The organism is Bradyrhizobium sp. B097 (assembly GCF_038957035.1).
GTDB lineage: Bacteria > Pseudomonadota > Alphaproteobacteria > Rhizobiales > Xanthobacteraceae > Bradyrhizobium.
In genome coordinates, this window is record NZ_CP152412.1 from 5225193 (window position 1) to 5242132 (window position 16940).

Consider the following 16940-nt stretch of genomic DNA (forward strand, 5'->3'; position numbering starts at 1 on the left):
GCCCTATTTCTTCGCAACCTCGCGAAGCGTGTTGTAGACCCACTCCGCCCCCTGCTTGATGGCCTCGACGCCGATCCTTTCGTCATTGCCATGCATCCGGCTCAGGATGTCGTCGTCGAGCGGATAGGGATAGATGCCGTAGACCGGCACGTTGCGCTCGCGCCAGGCGATGGCGTCGGTCCCGGCTTCGAACATCGTCGGCACCAGGACGGCGTCCTTCCAGACCCGCTTCGCGTTGCGGTCCAGCGCCGCATAGAGCTCGGTATTGATGGGTGACGCCGGGATCTTGGAGCGCATCAGATACGCGTCGCGCGCATCTTGTTGCGACAGCGACGTTACGATGCTGACTTCGATGCCGGGATCGCCGATCGCACGTTTGATTTCCTCGATCATCTGATCCGTGGTGGTGCCCGGCAGCAGCCGCGTGTTCACGACCGCCTTGGCATCGCCGGGGATGACGTTGGGCTTGATGCCGGCGTCGATCATGGTGATGACCATGGTGTCGCGCAGCAGCGCGTGCAGCAGCAGGCTGTCCTTGGGATTGTCGGCGACCAGCTTCTTTCCGGCTGCATCGAGATCGCCCTGGTCCTTTGCGGCCAATAGCTGCCTGATATCGGCTGCCGTCTGCTCCGAACTGATCGGAAGCAGCGCCTTGAAATAGGCTTCGGTCGCCGGCACCAGCTTGACGGCGGGATCGTGCACCGCCAGCTTGGCCAGCGCCGCGATCAGCCGATCGTTGGCCATCGCGCCCGCCGGGAACGGCCGCGAGGAATGGCCGGAGGGACCGGTCGCCTTCAAGGCGAAGGTCGCCGAGAGCTTCTCCGCCGTCGTGACATTGATCTGGCGCACCGTGCCGTCGCGCTCCTGCAGCACATAGCCGCCTTCGTTTAGCGCGAATTCGGCGTCTATCTTGTCCCAATGGTCCTTCGCCAGCCACACCGTGCTGTACTGCCCCTGCTCCTCGTCGGCTTCGGCGAGGAAGATCACGTCGCGCGACAACGGCGTTTTCTCCTCCGCGAGCCGCATCACCGCGCCGGCGAAGACGGCGAGGCCGCCCTTGAAATCCATCGCGCCGCGCCCGTAGACGAAGCCGTCCTTCTCGATGCCGGCGAACGGCTCCACGGTCCATTTCTCGCGCTCGACCGGAACGACATCGGCATGTGCGGCCAGCAGCACCGGTTTCCGCGAACCGTCGCCGCGCAGCCGCGCGATGAAATGCGCGGCCTTGCCGTTCGGGGCGACGAAGATATCCACCTCGGCGCCGAGCGGCGCGAATTGCGACTTCAGGTATTCAGCGAGCGCCCGCGTATCGCCGGGGCCATTCGACGTATCGAAGGAGATCAGCTTCTTGAGCAGCGCAACCGTCCGGTCGCCCGGCTGCTCGGCGCGCGCCTGTCCCGCTCCGGCACAGGACAGCAACGCGGCAAGGGCCAACGCAGCGACGCGGGTCTTGGTCGACGGCACCATATTCTTCTTCCTCCCTTATCTGGTTTTGAAACAGGATAGCTTGCGCCGCTCACCGCAGCGAGTCCTTGAACTCAAGAAGTTTCTGGGGAACATCACCTTCAGCATCGCGGCCGCGAGCAACGTCGTTACGGCAAGGCCGGTGGAGAGATAGAGCGCACTGGCATCGCCGTACCGATCGATCACGATCGCATAGACCAGCGGCGCCGCCGCCGGCAGGATGAAGCTCGGAACAATGAGCCGGCCGACCAGCGTGCCATAGCTGCGATGATCGAACAGGATCAGCGGCAGCGTTCCCCTGGTGATGGTCAGAATGCCGTTGCAGGCGCCGTAGAGCAGCGCGAAGGCGATCCCCATCTCCTTCGCCGTTCCGCTGAACAGTCCGGCGATGAACGACAGCGGCATGATCAGGCACGCCATCAAATTGAGTGCGAGCGGATCGAGCCGGGCACCGAACAGGACTTCGCAGAGACGCGCGGCGGATTGCCCGATGCCCCGAAGCGTCGCGATCCATACCGCCACCGTGACGGTGAGCCCGAGCCCGGCGAGCACCGCGATCATGTGCGCGGACATGCCGGCATTCAGGAAGTTCGCGCCGGTCATGATGACGGCATAGAGGGCGCCGGCCGCGGTAAGCTGCCGGCGGCTGGCGGCGCGCGGTTGCTGATGTGTCGGTGCTGCGGAGCTCGGCACGCCGGCAAATCGCTTGTTCGGGATCAGCAGATGCAGCGGGACCGTCAGCAGTGCGAGCCCGGCATAAACCAGCACCGCGATGCGCCAGCCGAACTGTTCCGAGAGCGTGTGGCCGAGCGGCCAGAACACGGTTGCCGCCAGGCCACCGAGCAAGGTGATCCCGGACATCGCGCGGCGCGCCTCCGGTCCGCCGATCCGGGCCAGCGCGGCGAACGCCGCATCGTACAGCGTCAGCCGCATGCCGAGGCCAAGCACGATCCAGGATGCGAAATAGGTCGAGATCTGATGCGAGACCGCGAGACCGGCGCAGCCGAGCGCGTTGATCACAGCACCTGCGACCATGACCTCCCGGCCGCCGCTTCTGTCCACCCATCTCCCCGCAAGCGGTGACGCCACGCCCATCACCAGCAGCGCCGCGGCGAAGCCGCCGTAGACGATGTCGCGCCCCCAGCCGAGATCCGCGGCGATCTGCTCGCCGAAGCCGCCGATCAGATAGTAGGTGGCACCCCACGAGATCAGTTGAGCCAGCCCGAGGGCGGCCACGACGCGGCGGGCGATCACCGTGGCAATTCCCTCTCAGCGGGAAGCGTGGAGGCGCCCGGCCCAAGCGGCCGCTGCATCAGTACGGTGTCGACCCATTGCCCGAGCTTGAAGCCGACCGATCGCAGCGTCCCGACCATCTCAAAGCCCATGCGTCGGTGCAGCGCGATCGATCCGGCGTTGCCGCTGTTGCCGATCACGGCCAGCATCTGCCGCCACGGCCCCGCTTCGGTGCGCGCGATCAAGCCCTGAAGCAGCGTCACGCCGATACCGCGGCCGTGCAGCCCGTCGGACACGTAGACCGAGTCCTCGATGGTGTGGCGATAGGCCGGCCGCGGCCGATACGTTGTCGCATAGCAATAGCCGGCGACCAGGCCATCAACCTCAGCCACCAGATACGGCAAGCCCGCGGCCACCACCGCGTTCCGGCGGCTGCGCATCTCGTCCACCGTCGGCGGCACCTCCTCGAAGGTCGCCAGTCCGTTGAGCACGTGATGGGCGTAGATGCCCTGCACGCCAATCATGTCGTCGTCCGTTGCGTCGCGCACCACGACGCCGTTGCTGCCTGCCGTCATTCCGTCTCTCACCCGAGCCGTCAACATTGCCCGAGCATGCGCCCTCGCGTTATATAAGTGAAGCTTTGGTTGGTTATGCGCCGCATAAGAGATGCTTTGATGAAGAATCTCAATCTCGACTATCTCGAAAGCTTCGCCGTCGTGATCGATTGCGGCAGCTTTTCCGCCGCGGCCGAGCGGCTGCAGCTCACCCAGCCCGCGGTGAGCCTGCAGGTGCGCCAGCTCGAGAAGAGCCTGAATGCAACTTTGATCGAACGGGTCGGACGACGCGCGAGACCGACGGCCGCCGGCGTCGCGTTGCTCTCGCACGCGCAGCAGATCAGCGCGGCGGTGGCATCGGCGGTCGACGCCGTTGCGCAGCAGACCACGGGAACGGCAGGCCGCGTGCGGCTCGGCACCGGCGCGACCGCATGCATCTTCCTGCTGCCGCCGATCCTGAAGGAGCTGCGGACCACACTGCCCTCGCTCGAGATCACGGTCACGACCGGCAACACGGCGGAGATCGCGCGAGCAGTCGAGGACAACACGATCGACATCGGACTGGTGACGCTGCCGGTGTCGGGGCGCAGTTTTGAGATCACGCCTGTCATGAATGACGAGTTCGTGCTGATCGCGCCGCACGACATGAAGCTGCCGGCGCGGATCACGCCGGAGGTGCTGGCGACCAGACCGGTTCTGCTGTTCGAGCCCGGCGGCAACACAAGGCGCACTGCCGACGAGTGGCTGGCGCGTGGCGGCGTGTCGCTGAAGCCGTTGATGTCGCTCGGCAGCGTCGAGGCGATCAAGGAGATGGTGCGCGCCGGCCTCGGCTGCGCGATCCTGCCGGGCATGGCGGTGCCTGCCAAGACCAAGCAGCGCGACCTGATCGTCCGGTCGCTGTCGCCAAAGCTCCACCGCCGGCTCGCCGTCGTGATCCGCCGCGACAAGCGCCTCGACCGCGGACTACGGCAGACGCTGTCGGCGCTGAAGGCACTCGCGGCGGCGAAGGACAACGGCCGATAGAGCACCAGGAGGACGCCGCGCGTCCTCCCTACACTCACCCTTCAAGTCGCCTTGCGTTCCTGCTCGGCGATCTTGCGGAACGCAGCTTCGCCGGCGTCGGTCACCGCCGCCCACTTCGCGTTCGGCGCGGCTTCGGCCTCGTAATTGTCGTGCCAGTTCCACCATTTGTAGGTCGGGCCCTGCGGATAACCCTTGGGCGAGTCCTCCCAGAGCTCCTGGCGGCCGAACGGCGTGATGTCGAGATAGCTCCACACCGTACCCATCGCTTCATCGCCGCGGCTGTTGACGAGATAGGTGCGGAAGATTCGCTCGCCGTCGCGGACGAACACGTTGTGGCCGTGCCATTCGGCGACGCCGAAGTCGGCATCAAAGCTATCGGTGATCGTGTACCACGGCATCTCCCACTCCATCCGTGCCTTCAGCCGCGCGATGTCGGTCTGGGGTGCGCGCGAGGCGTAGGCCAGCGTGGTGTCGCGTTGGTTCAGATGCGAGAGATGGCCGACCTGATCGGCGCCGAGTGAGCAACCGCGGCAGGCGTGATCCGGCCAGCCGAACACGCCAGGCTCGAAGAACGCGCGGTAGATGATCAGCTGCCGGCGGCCTTCGAACAAATCGAGCAGGCTCGCCTTGCCGTTCGGTCCCTCGAAGACATAGGCCTTCTCGACTGCCATCCACGGCATCCGCCGCCGTTCGGCGGCTAGTGCGTCGCGCGCTCGCAGCTGCGCCTTTTCCTTCACCAGCATCTCCAGACGCGCCGCCTCCCACGCCTCCCGCGACACCACGGGCGGGGTTTGCATTGCCGCCAGTCCGCCGCGATCGTTTTCAGCCGGTCTGCTCATGATGATCTCCATCTTTCGAATTGGACGAACTCCGCGACCACGGCGCGGTTCCCGCGCCGAGGCCGTTCGTCATTGGCCATGCCCCAATCTGGCGCGACGGTGACGAATGGTGGGAGTGACAAGTGTGTCGGGATATTCGCGCATGCGCCTCCCACGGCTTCGGCCTGCTTTCTCCTTGCGATACGCTTGCACTTTGCAATTATCTGTGCCAGCCTTTCGATCCATGAAACAAGCTGCTCCCGCGGCCGACGATGGCCTGAAGCTCAGCACCTGGCTGCCCTATCGCTTGTTCCTCGTCGCGGCGCAGGTCGCCCGCCCGCTCGAGAGTTTTTACAGCGAGACGTTCGGACTGAGCCAGGCCGGCTGGCGCATCCTCGCCGTGATCGCCGAGCGCGACGCAGCCAACGCCTCCGAGATCGGCCGCGCCTGCGCACTCGACCCGTTCGCGGTCAGCCGCGGGATCGGTCAGCTTACAGATCTCGGCTTTGCGGTGCGACGTCCCGGCAAGACCGATCGTCGCTTCGCCGCTGTGAGCGTCACCCGCAGCGGGCGAACTGCGTTCAACCGGATCGCCGCATTGGGCAGCGCGATCGAGGCGCGGCTACTGACGCGCCTCACCGAGAGCGAGCGGACAACACTCGATTCCGCCCTCACCCGGCTCGAGGGGGAAAGCGCACGGATCGACGCCGCCGGCTGGCGCGCGCTGCTCGACAACGCCGTAACGCCATGACAGCCGCACTGTTCGCGCTGACTGCGCTGCTGTGGGGCGGCGGCGCGCTGGCAACCGCGATGCAGGCCGGCGTCACGCCGGCGCCGTGGTCAGTGGCGCTGCGCATGGTGCTCGCGGGCCTCATCCTGCTCGGCTACGGCCGGCTGCGCGGCGTACCGCTCGCGATCCCGCGCAAGCATCGACCGGCCGTCGCGTTGCAGGGCCTGCTGTTCTTCGCCATTGCATTCATCGCATTCTATGAAGCGACCGCGCGGATGCCGAGTGGACTTGCGGCGCTGGTGCTGTCGACATCGTCGCTGTTCGCAGCCGTGATCGCGCGGGCCACGCTCGGCGTCACGATATCGTCGAGCTTCGTATGGGGCGCGCTGTGCGGCATCCTTGGCCTTGCGATCATCTTCCTGCCCGGCACCACCGCGCACGGCGCCGCGCCGCTCGCAGGTCTAGCCTGGGCGCTGACGGCGGCGATCGCGACCGGTGCCGGGACGACGGTCGGCGCGCGCAACCAGCGCGCCGGACTGCCCGTCGTCTCCGTGCTGGCCTGGGGCGCATTCGTCGGCGCGGCGGCGAGCGCGCTCTGGGCCGTCGCGACCGGCACGCGCTTCGCGGCCGACATCTCGCCCTCCTACGTGGCGAGCTTTCTCTATCTCGCGGTCGCCGCGTCCTGCATCACCTTCATGCTCTATTTCGAGCTGGTGCGCCGGCTCGGTCCCGGCCGCGCCGCCTATACACTCGCGCTGGTGCCGCTCGTTGCGCTCGTATTGTCGGCGCTGTTCGAGCATCTCGTGCTGGGCTGGCCGGTGCTCGCCGGCGCCGCCGCGATCCTTGCCGGCAATTTGCTGGTGCTGGCGCGGGCGTAGATTCAGTTGGCCTGCCCAGCCGCGCAGCCATCGCAATTGACGCCACGACGATACCTGACTAAAGTCAAATATATGCTCGACCCCGTTTCGCGCGTCCGCCGCTTCAACCGTGCCGTGACCTCCGCGGTCGGCGCGCTCGACACCTCGTTCCTCGGCCGTGGCCGGCCACTCGGGGCGGCGCGCGTGCTGAACGCGATCGGGCACGGCCGCACCGACGTCGGCGACATCAGGGATTATCTCGGGCTCGATTCCGGCCTGATGAGCCGCCTGTTGCGCAGCCTCGAGGACGAAGGGCTGATCGAGACCACGGCGCATGACGACGATGCGCGGCGCCGCATTGCCACGCTGACGGCGGCGGGCAAGCGCGAGTTCAACGCCTATGAGGCGATCTCCAACCGGCAGGCCAAGGATTTTCTTAGCCACCACACCCAGCGCGAGGCGCTGCTGGCGGCAATGGATCTGATCGCCTCGGCGCTCGGGCGCGACGGCACCGCGCTGCAGGAGATGGACCCGCGCAGCGACGAGGCGCGCTACTGCCTCGGCGAATATTACGCCGAGCTGGCGCGGCGCTTCAAACAGGGTTTTGACGTCAAGCTGTCGCGCGACCCTGATGCCAAGGACATGGTCCGCCCGCGCGGCAGCTTCATCGTGGCGATGTCCGACGGCCTGCCGATCGGCTGCGTCGGGCTGAAGGGCAGCGGCAGCGAGTTCGCGGAGATCAAGCGGCTCTGGGTCGCGCCCGCTGCGCGCGGGCTTGGCCTCGGCCGCCGCCTGATGGATGCCGCCGAGCGCGCCGCGCGCGAGCTCGGCATCGCGGTGCTGCGGCTCGACACCAACAGCGCGCTGGCGGAAGCCGGCCAGCTCTATCGCCGGAGCGGCTGGACCGAGATCCCCCGCTTCAACGACGACCCCTACCCCGATCTGTTCTTCGAAAAGCATCTCTGAGCGGCCCGCCGCACGCGGCATCTGCATCCGCGTGTTGTCCGGCGTCCTGCGCTGGCCTATGACGCTCCCATGACCATCCGCCCCATCGTCCGCTATCCCGATCCTCGGCTTGCGCTCCCGGCTAAGCCGGTCGATCTGTTCGACGACGCGCTGCGCGAGCTGGCAGCCGACCTGCTCGAGACCATGCATGCCGCACCCGGCATCGGCATCACCGCGCCGCATATCGGTGTGCCCCTGCGGGTCGTGGTGCTCGAGCTCAACGCCAGCGAAGGGCCGCGGACCTATGTCAATCCGGAGATCATCTGGACCTCGCCGGAAATGATCCTGCACAAGGAAGGCAGCGTCTCGATGCCCGGGGTCAACGACGAGGTCGAGCGCCATGCGCGGGTCCGCATCCGCTATCAGGACACCGACGGCAACATGCAGACCGAGGAGTCGGACGGCCTGCGCGCGGTTTGCCATCAGCACGAGATCGATCAGCTCGACGGCGTGTTCTGGATCAGGCGGCTGTCCCGCCTGAAGCGTGAGCGGCTAATCAGGCGGTTCGAGAAGCTGTCGCGCGCGTAACTCGACCTTACCCTCCCGCCATCAAATCCTTGGCCAGCGCCATATAGGCCGGCAGCGTCACCGGGTCGTTCGCGGCGTTGCCGGCGGCGTGGTGCGAGGCGTAGCGCGCGATCACCATCTCGGCTTTCGGATCGATATAGATGCCCTGGCCGTGCACGCCGCGCGCCATGTAGGCGCCGTGCGCGTTGTGCGTCACCCACCACTGATTGCGGTAGGAGGCCCCTAGCAAGGTGGTGTAGCCGGCCGGCTTGAATTTCTCGGGATCGCCGCCGCGCGCGATGTCCTCGACGACCGTTGACGGCACGATCTGGCGGCCGTTGAAGCGGCCGTGGTTGCGGATGGTCTCGCCGAAGCGGGCGAGATCGCGCAACGTTGTCGACAATCCGCCGCCGCCGCTTTCGGTGCCGATGCGGTCGACGTGATAATGCGCATCTTCCTCTGCGCCCATCGGCACCCAGATCTTCTCGGACAGCAGGTCCGACAAGGTCATGCTGCTGGCGCGCCGGCAGATGAAGGCCAGCACGTCGGTGTTGACGGTCTTGTAGGCGAAGGCCTTGCCGTGCTCGCCCTGCTTGGGCTGCGCGCAGAGGAAATCGAAGATGTTGGTGGCGCCCTCATAGCCTGCCGGGATCGGCGCCATGCCGTTGGCGCGCCGCAGCCCCCAGACGTCGGAGTTCTTGTCGGTATAGACCTCGGTGTATTTGAGGCCCGTGGTCATATCCATCACCTCGTGCACGCGCGCGTCGCCGAACGCGCTTGCCTTCAGCTCCGGCACATAGTCGGTGACCGGCGCCTGCGGATCGATCTTGCCCTCGGCGACCAGCATGCCGGCGAGCACGCCGGTGAACGACTTCGTCACCGACATCGCGATATGCGGCTTGTGCGGCCTCAAGGCGCCGAAATAGCGCTCGTAGATCAGTTTGCCCCGATGCAGCACGGCGATGCCGTCGGCATAGCTGTCCTCGAGCATGCGCGCGAAGGTCTGCGGGCGGCCGTCCATCGTCACCGACGCGGACGCGCCGATGTCGTGATCCTCACGCGGTAGCGCCGACGCCGGCCCCGCCCCGCGCCAGACATTCACGGTCGGCACCAGCTGGCGGATGTTGCTCCAAGCCCAGCGCAATTCGGGGAAGCTGCGGAACGAGCCGTCTTGGAATGTGATCGTCTTGTCCTGCGGCGGCGGAAAGCCCTGCATCCAGCCGAGCGTCTCGGGATCGGACTCGGCGGCGGTAGGATTCTGTTGCTGATTGGCGGCGGCTGCGACGGACATCAAGGCGGGCTCCAGAGCTGCGATGCGAAATCCGTATCACGCGACGGCATGAGACACATCCCGCGTTTGCGCCGGGGTGACCGGCGCCGCGAGCGCGGGCTGCAGCGCGAATAGTTGCGCGACCGCGCCACCAGCTTGATCCGACACATGACTGTCGCGTCCGGGCCAAATCATTCCACCAAGCGGATTACGCCGCGGCCGCCCGCTCGATCGCGGCGATGTCGATCTTCTTCATCGTCATCATCGCCTCCATCGCGCGCCGTCCTGCGGCGCGATCGGATCCGTTGACGAGTTCGAGCAGCCGCCGCGGCGTGATCTGCCAGGTAAATCCCCAGCGATCCCAGCACCAGCCGCACGGCAATTCCTTGCCGCCGTTCGAAGTGACCGCATTCCAGTAACGATCGGTCTCCTCCTGGCTATCGGTGAGCACCATGAAGCTGACCGCCTCGTTCGGCGTGTAGTTGGAGCCGCCATTCAGCCCAACGAAGCGGCGGCCGAGCACGGTGAACTCCACCGTCAATTCATCACCCTGCCCGATGCCAGGTATCGGCGAGACATGCCCCGCATCGACATGTCTGTCGGGAAACGTCGCAGCATAGAATTCCGCCGCAGCGCGCGCCTGGCCCTGATCGAACCAAAGGCATGCGACGAGATCGGTCATTTGCAGTCTCCTGGTTTATGCGAAGGACGCTTGGCGAAGGCGCCAGCCGACAGCACGGCGACGGGCTTATGAGAATAATTTGCAGGATCATGCGTTCCGCTGATCTCAGCCGCATGCGTCCACGTTGCCGCGACGGAAACCGAAAGCGCGGGGTAGGATCACAGTTGCTCCCGGAAACGACCTCCCCCGAGCCTGTAGCCCGGATGGAGCGCAGCGAAATCCGGGACCGGTCCTGCCAGAGGCGAGAAGCCCGGATTACGCTTCGCTACATCCGGGCCACAACTGGTCAAAAGATTCCAGGATCGGCTGTCGGGGCGCACACCGCTCGTTCGTCCTCGGGATGCAAAGACATGGAGTGAAACGATGACCCCCACCATCACCGCCTTCGAACGGTCACCCGATGGTGGCAAGGGACTGGCGCGCGATACGCGCGTTCGCTGGGCGCTGGAAGAAGTGGGCCAGCCCTACGCGGTTCGTCTTGTTTCGTTCCAGGCGATGAAGGAGCCGGCGCATCTGGCGCTGCATCCATTCGGCCAGATACCGACCTATGAGGAAGCTGATCTCGCGCTGTTCGAGACCGGATCGATCGTACTCCATATCGCCCAGCGTCATGCGGGCCTGCTGCCTGATGATGCCAATGCCCGCGCCCGCGCAATCACCTGGATGTTTGCCGCGGTCAACACGGTGGAACCGCCGATCCTCGAACTCGCAACCGCCAGAATTCTGGAGAGCGACAAGCCATGGACAAGGGAGCGCATGCCGCTGGTCGTGGATCGCGTCCGCGACCGGCTGAAGCAGCTCGCCGCCCGCCTCAGCGATGCCGACTGGCTCGACCGCGCGTTCAGCGCGGGCGACCTGATGATGGTGTCGGTGCTGCTCAGGCTGAGACTATCGGGCATCCTGAACGAGTTTCCGAACCTCGCCGCCTACGTCGCTCGCGGCGAAGCACGGCCTGCGTACAAGAGGGCCTTCGAGGCTCAGCTGGCGGTCAACACGGGTAAGCAACCGACCGGCTGAGGTTGGCGAACCGGCGTCCATCCCGGATCAAGTCCGGGACAGGCCTCGCTCAAGAACGCGCTAGTCGAATGGCTCGGGTTCTGCCAGCGGTTCGGTCAGCTCGAACCCTGGATGAAGCTGCGAGATAATCTTTAGCGCGGTGCTGCCCGGCGCCATCCCCGCGGGGTGCACGCCCGACGCATCGAAATACTGGTTGCTCAGCACCGCCACACCGCATTGCAGTTCCGGCACAACGATCACGATTGCCTCGAACCCGCCTTTGCTGGTCGCGCCGTTCTTGGTGAAGACGGTATAGCCTTGCTGGTCGGTGGTGATCTGCCAACCGAGCCCCATGGTTACGCTATTCGTCGCCCCGCAGACGGGGAATGTCCCCTGGTTCTGCTGCGTGAGCGCGATCTGCGAGCCGAGCGGTCCCTTCGGGGCCGCAATCTGCGCCGCAAGAAACCTGAGCATGTCGTCGCCGGTGGATTTCAGATCAAAGGCAGTGCCGCCGGTCGGCGTATTGCGGTCGAAAACGATCGAATATGGCGGCACAGAGCTCTTGCTCCAATGCCCGATACATCCCTGCGCGATCTTCCAGGAAGAATTGAGCACGGCTCCGGTCTGCTTCATGCCGAGCGGACCGGTGACGTATTCGGCCAGGATCTCGTTGTAATTATGACCCGGGTCTTTCCCGTACATCTGCGTGACCGCAAAACCCAGTGTCACGAAACCGATATTGGAATACTGCCAGCATCCCGGCGGCGGCGTATCGTATTGATTCCACCACGCGACGAGTTCGCTGGAGGGCGGCTGATCCGCAAACAATTGCTGGCTGTAGCCGGTCAAGCCGTCCCCCGGCTGCTCCGGCATGCCGGAGGTATGGGTAGCGAATTGCACGAGCTGGATGGCGTCCAGCACCGGCGTCCCGATCGGGTTCGGGCTGAGGTTGTGGCCAGCGTTCAGATAAGGGCCGATCGCGTCGTCAAGACTGGGCCCACCCGCTTTGACCGCCACCGCCAGCAACGTGCTGGTGAACACTTTGGTCACCGATCCGATCTCGAACACCGTGTCTGTCGTGACCGCAAATGGCGCGGGCGAAGAGCCGGGCACGCCTGACAGTCCCTTGGGATAGACGTAGCCCTTGGTACCGAACGACTTTTCGTCGTAGACCGCGATGCAGCAGCCAGGCGCGTTGCTGATACTGAGATAACTTGCGGCCGCCTGCTGAACGATCTGTGCCGGACTTGTCGTCGCTTCGATCATTTGGTCGCTCATTTCGCCCTCTCACAGTGAAGATGCACGATGTTGACCTTTGGTTGCATACTCTCATACAATTTCTCCGAGCGCGAGTGAAAATCACCGTTACTGTTTGTTTCAAAGTTCGGTCATTGGAAGGTTCGTGCGGAAAGCAGCATCATCATTGTCATCTCGCCCGCTCATTCTCATGCAGCGATGGCGGATCGAAGAACGGAACCCCACCATCGCGAGCACAGCTTCAAAACGCGCCGGATGACGCTTCGCCCCCCTCACGCAGCGTTGAGCCAGCGTGAGCAAGGATTGCATTTAAGTGTGCCCTTGCTGCACACATCTATCTGACGAGGCCAGACTCCTTGGCCCCTAAACAAAACGGAGAAACTCAATGACGAACGTCAAACTCCTGTCGGCTGCTTTCATCGCGGTTGCCATGATCGCGTCGCCGGCGATGGCACGTGAAACCCACGCTGTTTCCAGGCATGTTGCCGAAGCCAATGCCGCCGCGCCGGCCGAACCCGTCTATGTCGATGGCCGCGCCTGCATTCCGGCGCCGCGTGTCGGTTCATTCGCGACTGCGCCCTGGACCGGCGGTAATGTCCCCTGCGAACCGGGTCCGTATTGATTGCGCCGCGCGCGCCGATCGGTTGAACTGCTGTTAGCTGCTGAACCGGCTCGATACGCGATCGCGACACATAACGAACACCAGCTCGTAGAGCGGTCAGCGATCGCCTAACCCGCCTTACGGGCTGATGGAGGAACCCCGGATATCTCTGCGCTCATCCGGGCTCCGATCACTTGACGATGCGGTGGATTACGCTTCGCCAACTCCAGTCGCCGACCCGCCGCGCATCAGTCGCGCGATAGGGACAGCCCCGCGAGAAGCGGCGCGTACGCGGCGAGCCTGCGGGATACGAACTCGGTGAAGAGCCGCACGCGCTTCGTCTTGCGTGTATCGCCCTGTGTGAGAAGCCAGAGCGTTCCGTACATGTGCAGGTCGGTGCCCGGCACCCTTACCAGCAGGGGATCGGCATCTCCGACGAAGCACGGCAGTGTCGTGATCCCGAGCCCTTGCCGTACCGCAACGATCTGCGCCCCAGCGTCGGTGGTCCTGAATGGAACCCCCGTGGGGCGAACCTCACCGTCGCTGGCCCAATCCGGAACGCCATGAATGCTGATGACGATCCACCGGATGGGATCAGGCGCGCCGGCACGCCACGCGGCCAGTCGATCGCGGGATATGTAGACGCCGCCGAACAGCTCCGGTCCCTTCAGGCCGTGAAGATTGAGCGGCAGGGTCTTGCGGTCGTAGACGACGCGGATTGCGACGTCAGCCTCTCGGTTGGTCAGATTTGCCAGCTCGCCGAACGACAAGATTTCCATCTCGATGTCCGGATGCAGACGCGCGAAATCGGCGAAGTCCGGCATGAGCAGGTGTGTCGCAAGCGGCGGCGCCAGCGTCACCCGGAGAAGCCCGCGCACGCTCTGGTCGCGGCCGAAGACGCGCGTCTCCAGTTGGTGCGACGACGCTTCCATCTGGTCCGCGAACTCGAGGACCTCCTCGCCCGCAGGCGTCAGGCGGTAGCCCGAAGGCAGCTTTTCGAACATGTGCACCCCGAGCCGCTCCTCGAGCTGGGCGATGCGTCGCAGCACGGTCGAGTGGTTCACCCCGAGGCGCTCGGCGGCAGCCCGCACCGAGCCTCCGCGCGCGACGGCAAGAAAGTAACGAACGTCATCCCAGTCGATCATGGTGCAATCCGGCACCGCGGGGTGTGCCTTCCAAAGCCCGTGTCCAATACATCAAACGGCATCCCGTATGTGGGTAGCACGGGTGGTTATCATAGCCCATGCCGACAAGCGCAGCCCGATTCCGAACGGCGGACACCGATCGTCGCGGCTGGCGTGGTCGTCCAGCCGGATCGATTTCGCACCACCGATGTGCGCGCTTCCGCACTCAACGCCTGACGCCGGCAGACCCATCTCGAGGTTCTCGGGGAGCCTCCCCGAACGACCAAAGACGGAGCTTGAAGGAGAAGTCATGGGAAAGCTTGAGGGTAAGGTTGCAGTCGTCACAGGTGGATCGAGCGGCATGGCGCTGGCGAGCGCCATGCGGTTCGTCGAAGAAGGCGCCTATGTTTTCATCACGGGCCGCAGGCAGGAGGCGCTCGACGCGGCCGTCAAACTGATTGGCCGGAACGTGACCAGCGTGCGCGGCGACGCAGCCAATCTCGACGACCTCGACCGTCTGTTCGACACGGTCAAGCGGGAAAAGGGCAGGATCGACGTCCTCTACGCGAGCGCCGGCATCGGCGAAGCCGTCCCGCTGGGCGAGATTAGCGAGCAGCATTTCGATGCGACCTTCGGCCTGAATACCCGCGGCACGCTGTTCACGGTGCAGAAGGCGTTGCCGCTGCTCAACGATGGCGGATCGATCTTCATGACCGGGTCAGTTGCTTCGGTGAAGGGCTTTTCTGGTTACGGCGTGTATGCGGCGAGCAAGGCGGCGTTGCGCTCATTCGCCCGCACCTGGCTCAACGAACTGAAGGGCAGGAATATCCGGGTGAACGTGCTGAGCCCGGGGCCGATCGCCACGCCGATGCAGGACCAGGTTCTCACCGAGGAGGCAAAGCGGATGTTCGAATCCCTGATCCCGCGGGGAAAGATGGGTCGTCCCGAGGAAATCGCGGCGGCCGCGCTGTTTCTCGCTTCAGACGATTCGAGCTTCGTGAATGGGGTGGAGTTGTCTGTCGATGGCGGCTTCTCGGCGATCTGAAAGGCCGGGAAACAATATCAACACGGATCGGAGAAGTATCATGAGCTATGCGATTGTAGGATTCGGTGCGGTAGGCCAGGCCCTCGCCCGCGCCTTCGCCCGCAAGAACATCGAGGTGGCCGTCGCGAGCCGCCGGCCGCCCGAGGCGTTGGCGCCGCAGGCTCGGGCGATTGGACCCACGGTCGTCGCCAAGTCGTTGCGGGATGCACTCGAGGCCGACACCATCATCCTGGCGGTCCCGTTCGGGGAGCATCGCGAGGTTGCGAAGGCCCTGCCGAGCTGGATAGGCAAGACGGTCATCGACGCGATGAACGCGCTAGTTCCCCTCGAGGAGCTGGACGGCCTGCTGTCCTCCGCCTTCGTCGCGAAGGCGTTCACCGGCGCCCGGCTCGTGAAAGGTTTCAATCACCTGATTGCGGCCAAGCTGGCCGCCGATCCGATCGTCGAGGGCGGCCACCGGGTGATCTTCCTGTCTGGTGACGACGAGGACGCGATCGCTCCCGTGGCGGCCTTGGCCAAACAACTCGGGTTCGCACCCGTCAAGCTGGGAAAGCTCAACGAGGGTGGCGCGCTGGTGCACGCACGCGGCCGCATTTGGGGCCCGCTCATCTTTCAGGATTTGTTCAAGAAGGAGCAGTAAGCGATCTACGACCGTGTGAGTTGGCCCGAGAAGCGAGTAGCCAGCATGAGCGCAGCGATATGCGGGACACCACGTGAGACGCGGACAGGAAGTGCCCCGGATATCGCTTCGCTCATCCGGGCTACGACTGCCAATTGCCTGTAAGCTCATCACTGCTTGAAGCAATGCTCACGATGCCATCTCAGGAAATGTGGATGCGGTCGGTCGGACACGCGCTGCGGTACAAGCGCGTGTCCTGATTTGTTAATTATCGATCGTATGCCTTGCGGATCATTGGTCTGCCGCGAGATCAATATCTCCATATTGTCAGCCAAGCTGATCAAGCCGCGATCGAACATCCAATGCGCCGTCCCTGAGAGCGCGATCCCGTTGCTAACAATATCTGGCCCGCTCGCCTCCACTGGCCGAATGTGTGCGGCAGCGACTTCCGCGCGCCCCCTCCCATTGATCAGCTTTAGTCCTGTGATCGCGCACCGTTCGTCGTAGGCGCGCAGAACCACACGACGAAAGACCCGGTCGCGCATAATCCTCGACATCGTAACGCTCACGCGGTCGCGTTGCTGGTCATATATGAAGGGCGCTTGCGCCCCTTCGCCAATATCGAGCGATGGCACGTCATTATCGGAACGCGGCAACAGAGGTGCATCTTCCTCGAAGCCCAGTCCGACAATTCTGGCAAAATCTTCAGGCGAGAGTGGACGAACCGCAGATTGGGCCCGTCCGGAAATGCGTCCCTGGTCATTAAGGACACCTCGCTCCACCGGTCCCGTTGCACCGTTGAAGGGGACCGGATTTGCGAAGTCAAGATAGGTTCCTGGCTCGATCAGCGCGAGGTACATCCCGGAAATGCCGGGATCGGGGATAACTTGACGAACCTTGGCGAACGCAAAGTAACCTTTTGTCTCGGCCACTTTGCTTGGCTCGTAGTAGACAATCCAGCTACCGACACAGGCCTCGACGCGGCTCAAATACTGGCTGGGGAACTGATACTTTTCCGCAGGACTATCGTCGTAAATAGAGTCCGACCGATGAATGAATACGCCAAATCCCATAGCTTCTTCGGCCCGACCTCCCCGAATCTATTTGGTCTTCGTGACAACGCTCCAAGAAGTCATCATGGGATTGGCTTTCCCG

Annotated in this window: 18 protein-coding genes; 9 read left to right on the forward strand and 9 right to left on the reverse strand. The window is 64.5% G+C overall.

Annotation, left to right across the window (positions count from 1 at the left end; genetic code table 11):
* Positions 1-3 precede the first annotated feature (3 nt).
* From AAFG07_RS24730 to AAFG07_RS24740, 3 genes are read right to left on the reverse strand one after another with little or no spacing between them, the layout of a single operon-like run.
* Entirely contained in the window at positions 4-1467 is a 1464-nt protein-coding gene (locus tag AAFG07_RS24730) for a M20/M25/M40 family metallo-hydrolase (protein WP_342722467.1), read from the reverse strand.
* Positions 1468-1482: 15 nt separating this feature from the next.
* The gene (locus AAFG07_RS24735) at positions 1483-2718 is read right to left on the reverse strand and encodes an MFS transporter (RefSeq protein ID WP_342722468.1); all 1236 of its coding nucleotides are present in this window, start codon (positions 2716-2718) and stop codon (positions 1483-1485) included.
* Entirely contained in the window at positions 2715-3272 is a 558-nt protein-coding gene (locus tag AAFG07_RS24740; RefSeq protein WP_342722469.1) for an N-acetyltransferase family protein, read from the reverse strand. The genes AAFG07_RS24735 and AAFG07_RS24740 overlap by 4 nt, the downstream gene beginning before the upstream one ends.
* A 99-nt stretch (positions 3273-3371) precedes the next feature.
* Here AAFG07_RS24740 and AAFG07_RS24745 point away from each other — a divergent pair, with 99 nt between their 5' ends.
* Positions 3372-4274 carry a LysR family transcriptional regulator gene (locus tag AAFG07_RS24745; RefSeq protein WP_342722470.1) on the forward strand — a complete coding sequence of 301 codons (903 nt, stop codon included), beginning with the start codon at positions 3372-3374 and terminating at the stop codon, positions 4272-4274.
* 41 nt (positions 4275-4315) lie between these two features.
* Here the strand turns inward: AAFG07_RS24745 and AAFG07_RS24750 are convergent, their stop codons facing one another.
* Entirely contained in the window at positions 4316-5113 is a 798-nt protein-coding gene (locus AAFG07_RS24750; RefSeq protein WP_342722471.1) for a DUF899 domain-containing protein, read from the reverse strand.
* 223 nt (positions 5114-5336) lie between these two features.
* Between AAFG07_RS24750 and AAFG07_RS24755 the strand changes: the two genes are divergently transcribed.
* The 4 genes from AAFG07_RS24755 (at position 5337) to AAFG07_RS24770 (ending at position 8212) form a co-directional block, all read left to right on the forward strand.
* The gene (locus AAFG07_RS24755) at positions 5337-5843 is read left to right on the forward strand and encodes a MarR family transcriptional regulator (protein ID WP_342722472.1); all 507 of its coding nucleotides are present in this window, start codon (positions 5337-5339) and stop codon (positions 5841-5843) included.
* Positions 5840-6700: a DMT family transporter gene (locus tag AAFG07_RS24760; RefSeq protein ID WP_342722473.1), complete on the forward strand. Its 861-nt coding sequence runs from the start codon at positions 5840-5842 to the stop codon at positions 6698-6700. Before AAFG07_RS24755 ends, AAFG07_RS24760 begins: the two co-directional genes overlap by 4 nt.
* A gap of 72 nt (positions 6701-6772) precedes the next feature.
* Positions 6773-7645: a bifunctional helix-turn-helix transcriptional regulator/GNAT family N-acetyltransferase gene (locus tag AAFG07_RS24765; RefSeq protein WP_342722474.1), complete on the forward strand. Its 873-nt coding sequence runs from the start codon at positions 6773-6775 to the stop codon at positions 7643-7645.
* Positions 7646-7714: 69 nt separating this feature from the next.
* Positions 7715-8212, forward strand: coding sequence for a peptide deformylase (locus AAFG07_RS24770; RefSeq protein WP_342722475.1), 498 nt, complete (start codon positions 7715-7717; stop codon positions 8210-8212).
* Between the two features lie 7 nt (positions 8213-8219).
* Here AAFG07_RS24770 and AAFG07_RS24775 read toward each other — a convergent pair whose 3' ends face one another.
* A complete protein-coding gene (locus AAFG07_RS24775; protein WP_342722476.1) occupies positions 8220-9482 on the reverse strand; it encodes a serine hydrolase in 1263 nt (420 codons plus the stop codon).
* 187 nt (positions 9483-9669) lie between these two features.
* Positions 9670-10143, reverse strand: coding sequence for a VOC family protein (locus AAFG07_RS24780; protein ID WP_342722477.1), 474 nt, complete (start codon positions 10141-10143; stop codon positions 9670-9672).
* A 363-nt stretch (positions 10144-10506) separates the two neighbouring features.
* On the opposite strand from AAFG07_RS24780, the gene AAFG07_RS24785 reads away from it, so the two are divergent.
* A complete protein-coding gene (locus tag AAFG07_RS24785) occupies positions 10507-11160 on the forward strand; it encodes a glutathione S-transferase family protein (protein WP_342722478.1) in 654 nt (217 codons plus the stop codon).
* A 60-nt stretch (positions 11161-11220) separates the two neighbouring features.
* On the opposite strand, the gene AAFG07_RS24790 is transcribed toward AAFG07_RS24785, so the two are convergent.
* Complete coding sequence (locus tag AAFG07_RS24790; protein WP_342722480.1) at positions 11221-12417, reverse strand: serine hydrolase domain-containing protein; 1197 nt, start codon at positions 12415-12417, stop codon at positions 11221-11223.
* A gap of 364 nt (positions 12418-12781) precedes the next feature.
* Here AAFG07_RS24790 and AAFG07_RS24795 point away from each other — a divergent pair, with 364 nt between their 5' ends.
* Positions 12782-13018: a hypothetical protein gene (locus AAFG07_RS24795; protein ID WP_342722481.1), complete on the forward strand. Its 237-nt coding sequence runs from the start codon at positions 12782-12784 to the stop codon at positions 13016-13018.
* A 227-nt stretch (positions 13019-13245) separates the two neighbouring features.
* On the opposite strand, the gene AAFG07_RS24800 is transcribed toward AAFG07_RS24795, so the two are convergent.
* Positions 13246-14142 (reverse strand): LysR family transcriptional regulator, encoded by an 897-nt coding sequence (locus AAFG07_RS24800; RefSeq protein ID WP_342722482.1) that lies wholly within the window; start codon positions 14140-14142, stop codon positions 13246-13248.
* 289 nt (positions 14143-14431) lie between these two features.
* Here AAFG07_RS24800 and AAFG07_RS24805 point away from each other — a divergent pair, with 289 nt between their 5' ends.
* On the forward strand, positions 14432-15166 hold the full coding sequence (locus tag AAFG07_RS24805) for an SDR family oxidoreductase (RefSeq protein ID WP_342729234.1): 735 nt from the start codon (positions 14432-14434) through the stop codon (positions 15164-15166).
* A 40-nt stretch (positions 15167-15206) separates the two neighbouring features.
* On the forward strand, positions 15207-15806 hold the full coding sequence (locus AAFG07_RS24810; protein WP_342722483.1) for an NAD(P)-binding domain-containing protein: 600 nt from the start codon (positions 15207-15209) through the stop codon (positions 15804-15806).
* A gap of 149 nt (positions 15807-15955) precedes the next feature.
* On the opposite strand, the gene AAFG07_RS24815 is transcribed toward AAFG07_RS24810, so the two are convergent.
* The gene (locus AAFG07_RS24815; protein ID WP_342722484.1) at positions 15956-16858 is read right to left on the reverse strand and encodes an HNH endonuclease; all 903 of its coding nucleotides are present in this window, start codon (positions 16856-16858) and stop codon (positions 15956-15958) included.
* Between the last annotated feature and the right edge of the window lie 82 nt (positions 16859-16940).

What these genes read in the sequence shown, in the direction of transcription:
- AAFG07_RS24810 (WP_342722483.1), top strand. Translation starts at nt 15,207, where the DNA reads ATGAGCTATGCGATTGTAGGATTCGGTGCGGTAGGCCAGGCCCTCGCC.
- AAFG07_RS24790 (WP_342722480.1), bottom strand. Translation starts at nt 12,417, where the DNA reads ATGAGCGACCAAATGATCGAAGCGACGACAAGTCCGGCACAGATCGTT.
- AAFG07_RS24740 (WP_342722469.1), bottom strand. Translation starts at nt 3,272, where the DNA reads ATGACGGCAGGCAGCAACGGCGTCGTGGTGCGCGACGCAACGGACGAC.
- AAFG07_RS24745 (WP_342722470.1), top strand. Translation starts at nt 3,372, where the DNA reads ATGAAGAATCTCAATCTCGACTATCTCGAAAGCTTCGCCGTCGTGATC.
- AAFG07_RS24805 (WP_342729234.1), top strand. Translation starts at nt 14,432, where the DNA reads ATGGGAAAGCTTGAGGGTAAGGTTGCAGTCGTCACAGGTGGATCGAGC.
- AAFG07_RS24780 (WP_342722477.1), bottom strand. Translation starts at nt 10,143, where the DNA reads ATGACCGATCTCGTCGCATGCCTTTGGTTCGATCAGGGCCAGGCGCGC.
- AAFG07_RS24770 (WP_342722475.1), top strand. Translation starts at nt 7,715, where the DNA reads ATGACCATCCGCCCCATCGTCCGCTATCCCGATCCTCGGCTTGCGCTC.
- AAFG07_RS24815 (WP_342722484.1), bottom strand. Translation starts at nt 16,858, where the DNA reads ATGGGATTTGGCGTATTCATTCATCGGTCGGACTCTATTTACGACGAT.
- AAFG07_RS24755 (WP_342722472.1), top strand. Translation starts at nt 5,337, where the DNA reads ATGAAACAAGCTGCTCCCGCGGCCGACGATGGCCTGAAGCTCAGCACC.
- AAFG07_RS24795 (WP_342722481.1), top strand. Translation starts at nt 12,782, where the DNA reads ATGACGAACGTCAAACTCCTGTCGGCTGCTTTCATCGCGGTTGCCATG.
- AAFG07_RS24760 (WP_342722473.1), top strand. Translation starts at nt 5,840, where the DNA reads ATGACAGCCGCACTGTTCGCGCTGACTGCGCTGCTGTGGGGCGGCGGC.
- AAFG07_RS24785 (WP_342722478.1), top strand. Translation starts at nt 10,507, where the DNA reads ATGACCCCCACCATCACCGCCTTCGAACGGTCACCCGATGGTGGCAAG.
- AAFG07_RS24765 (WP_342722474.1), top strand. Translation starts at nt 6,773, where the DNA reads ATGCTCGACCCCGTTTCGCGCGTCCGCCGCTTCAACCGTGCCGTGACC.
- AAFG07_RS24800 (WP_342722482.1), bottom strand. Translation starts at nt 14,142, where the DNA reads ATGATCGACTGGGATGACGTTCGTTACTTTCTTGCCGTCGCGCGCGGA.
- AAFG07_RS24775 (WP_342722476.1), bottom strand. Translation starts at nt 9,482, where the DNA reads ATGTCCGTCGCAGCCGCCGCCAATCAGCAACAGAATCCTACCGCCGCC.
- AAFG07_RS24730 (WP_342722467.1), bottom strand. Translation starts at nt 1,467, where the DNA reads ATGGTGCCGTCGACCAAGACCCGCGTCGCTGCGTTGGCCCTTGCCGCG.
- AAFG07_RS24750 (WP_342722471.1), bottom strand. Translation starts at nt 5,113, where the DNA reads ATGAGCAGACCGGCTGAAAACGATCGCGGCGGACTGGCGGCAATGCAA.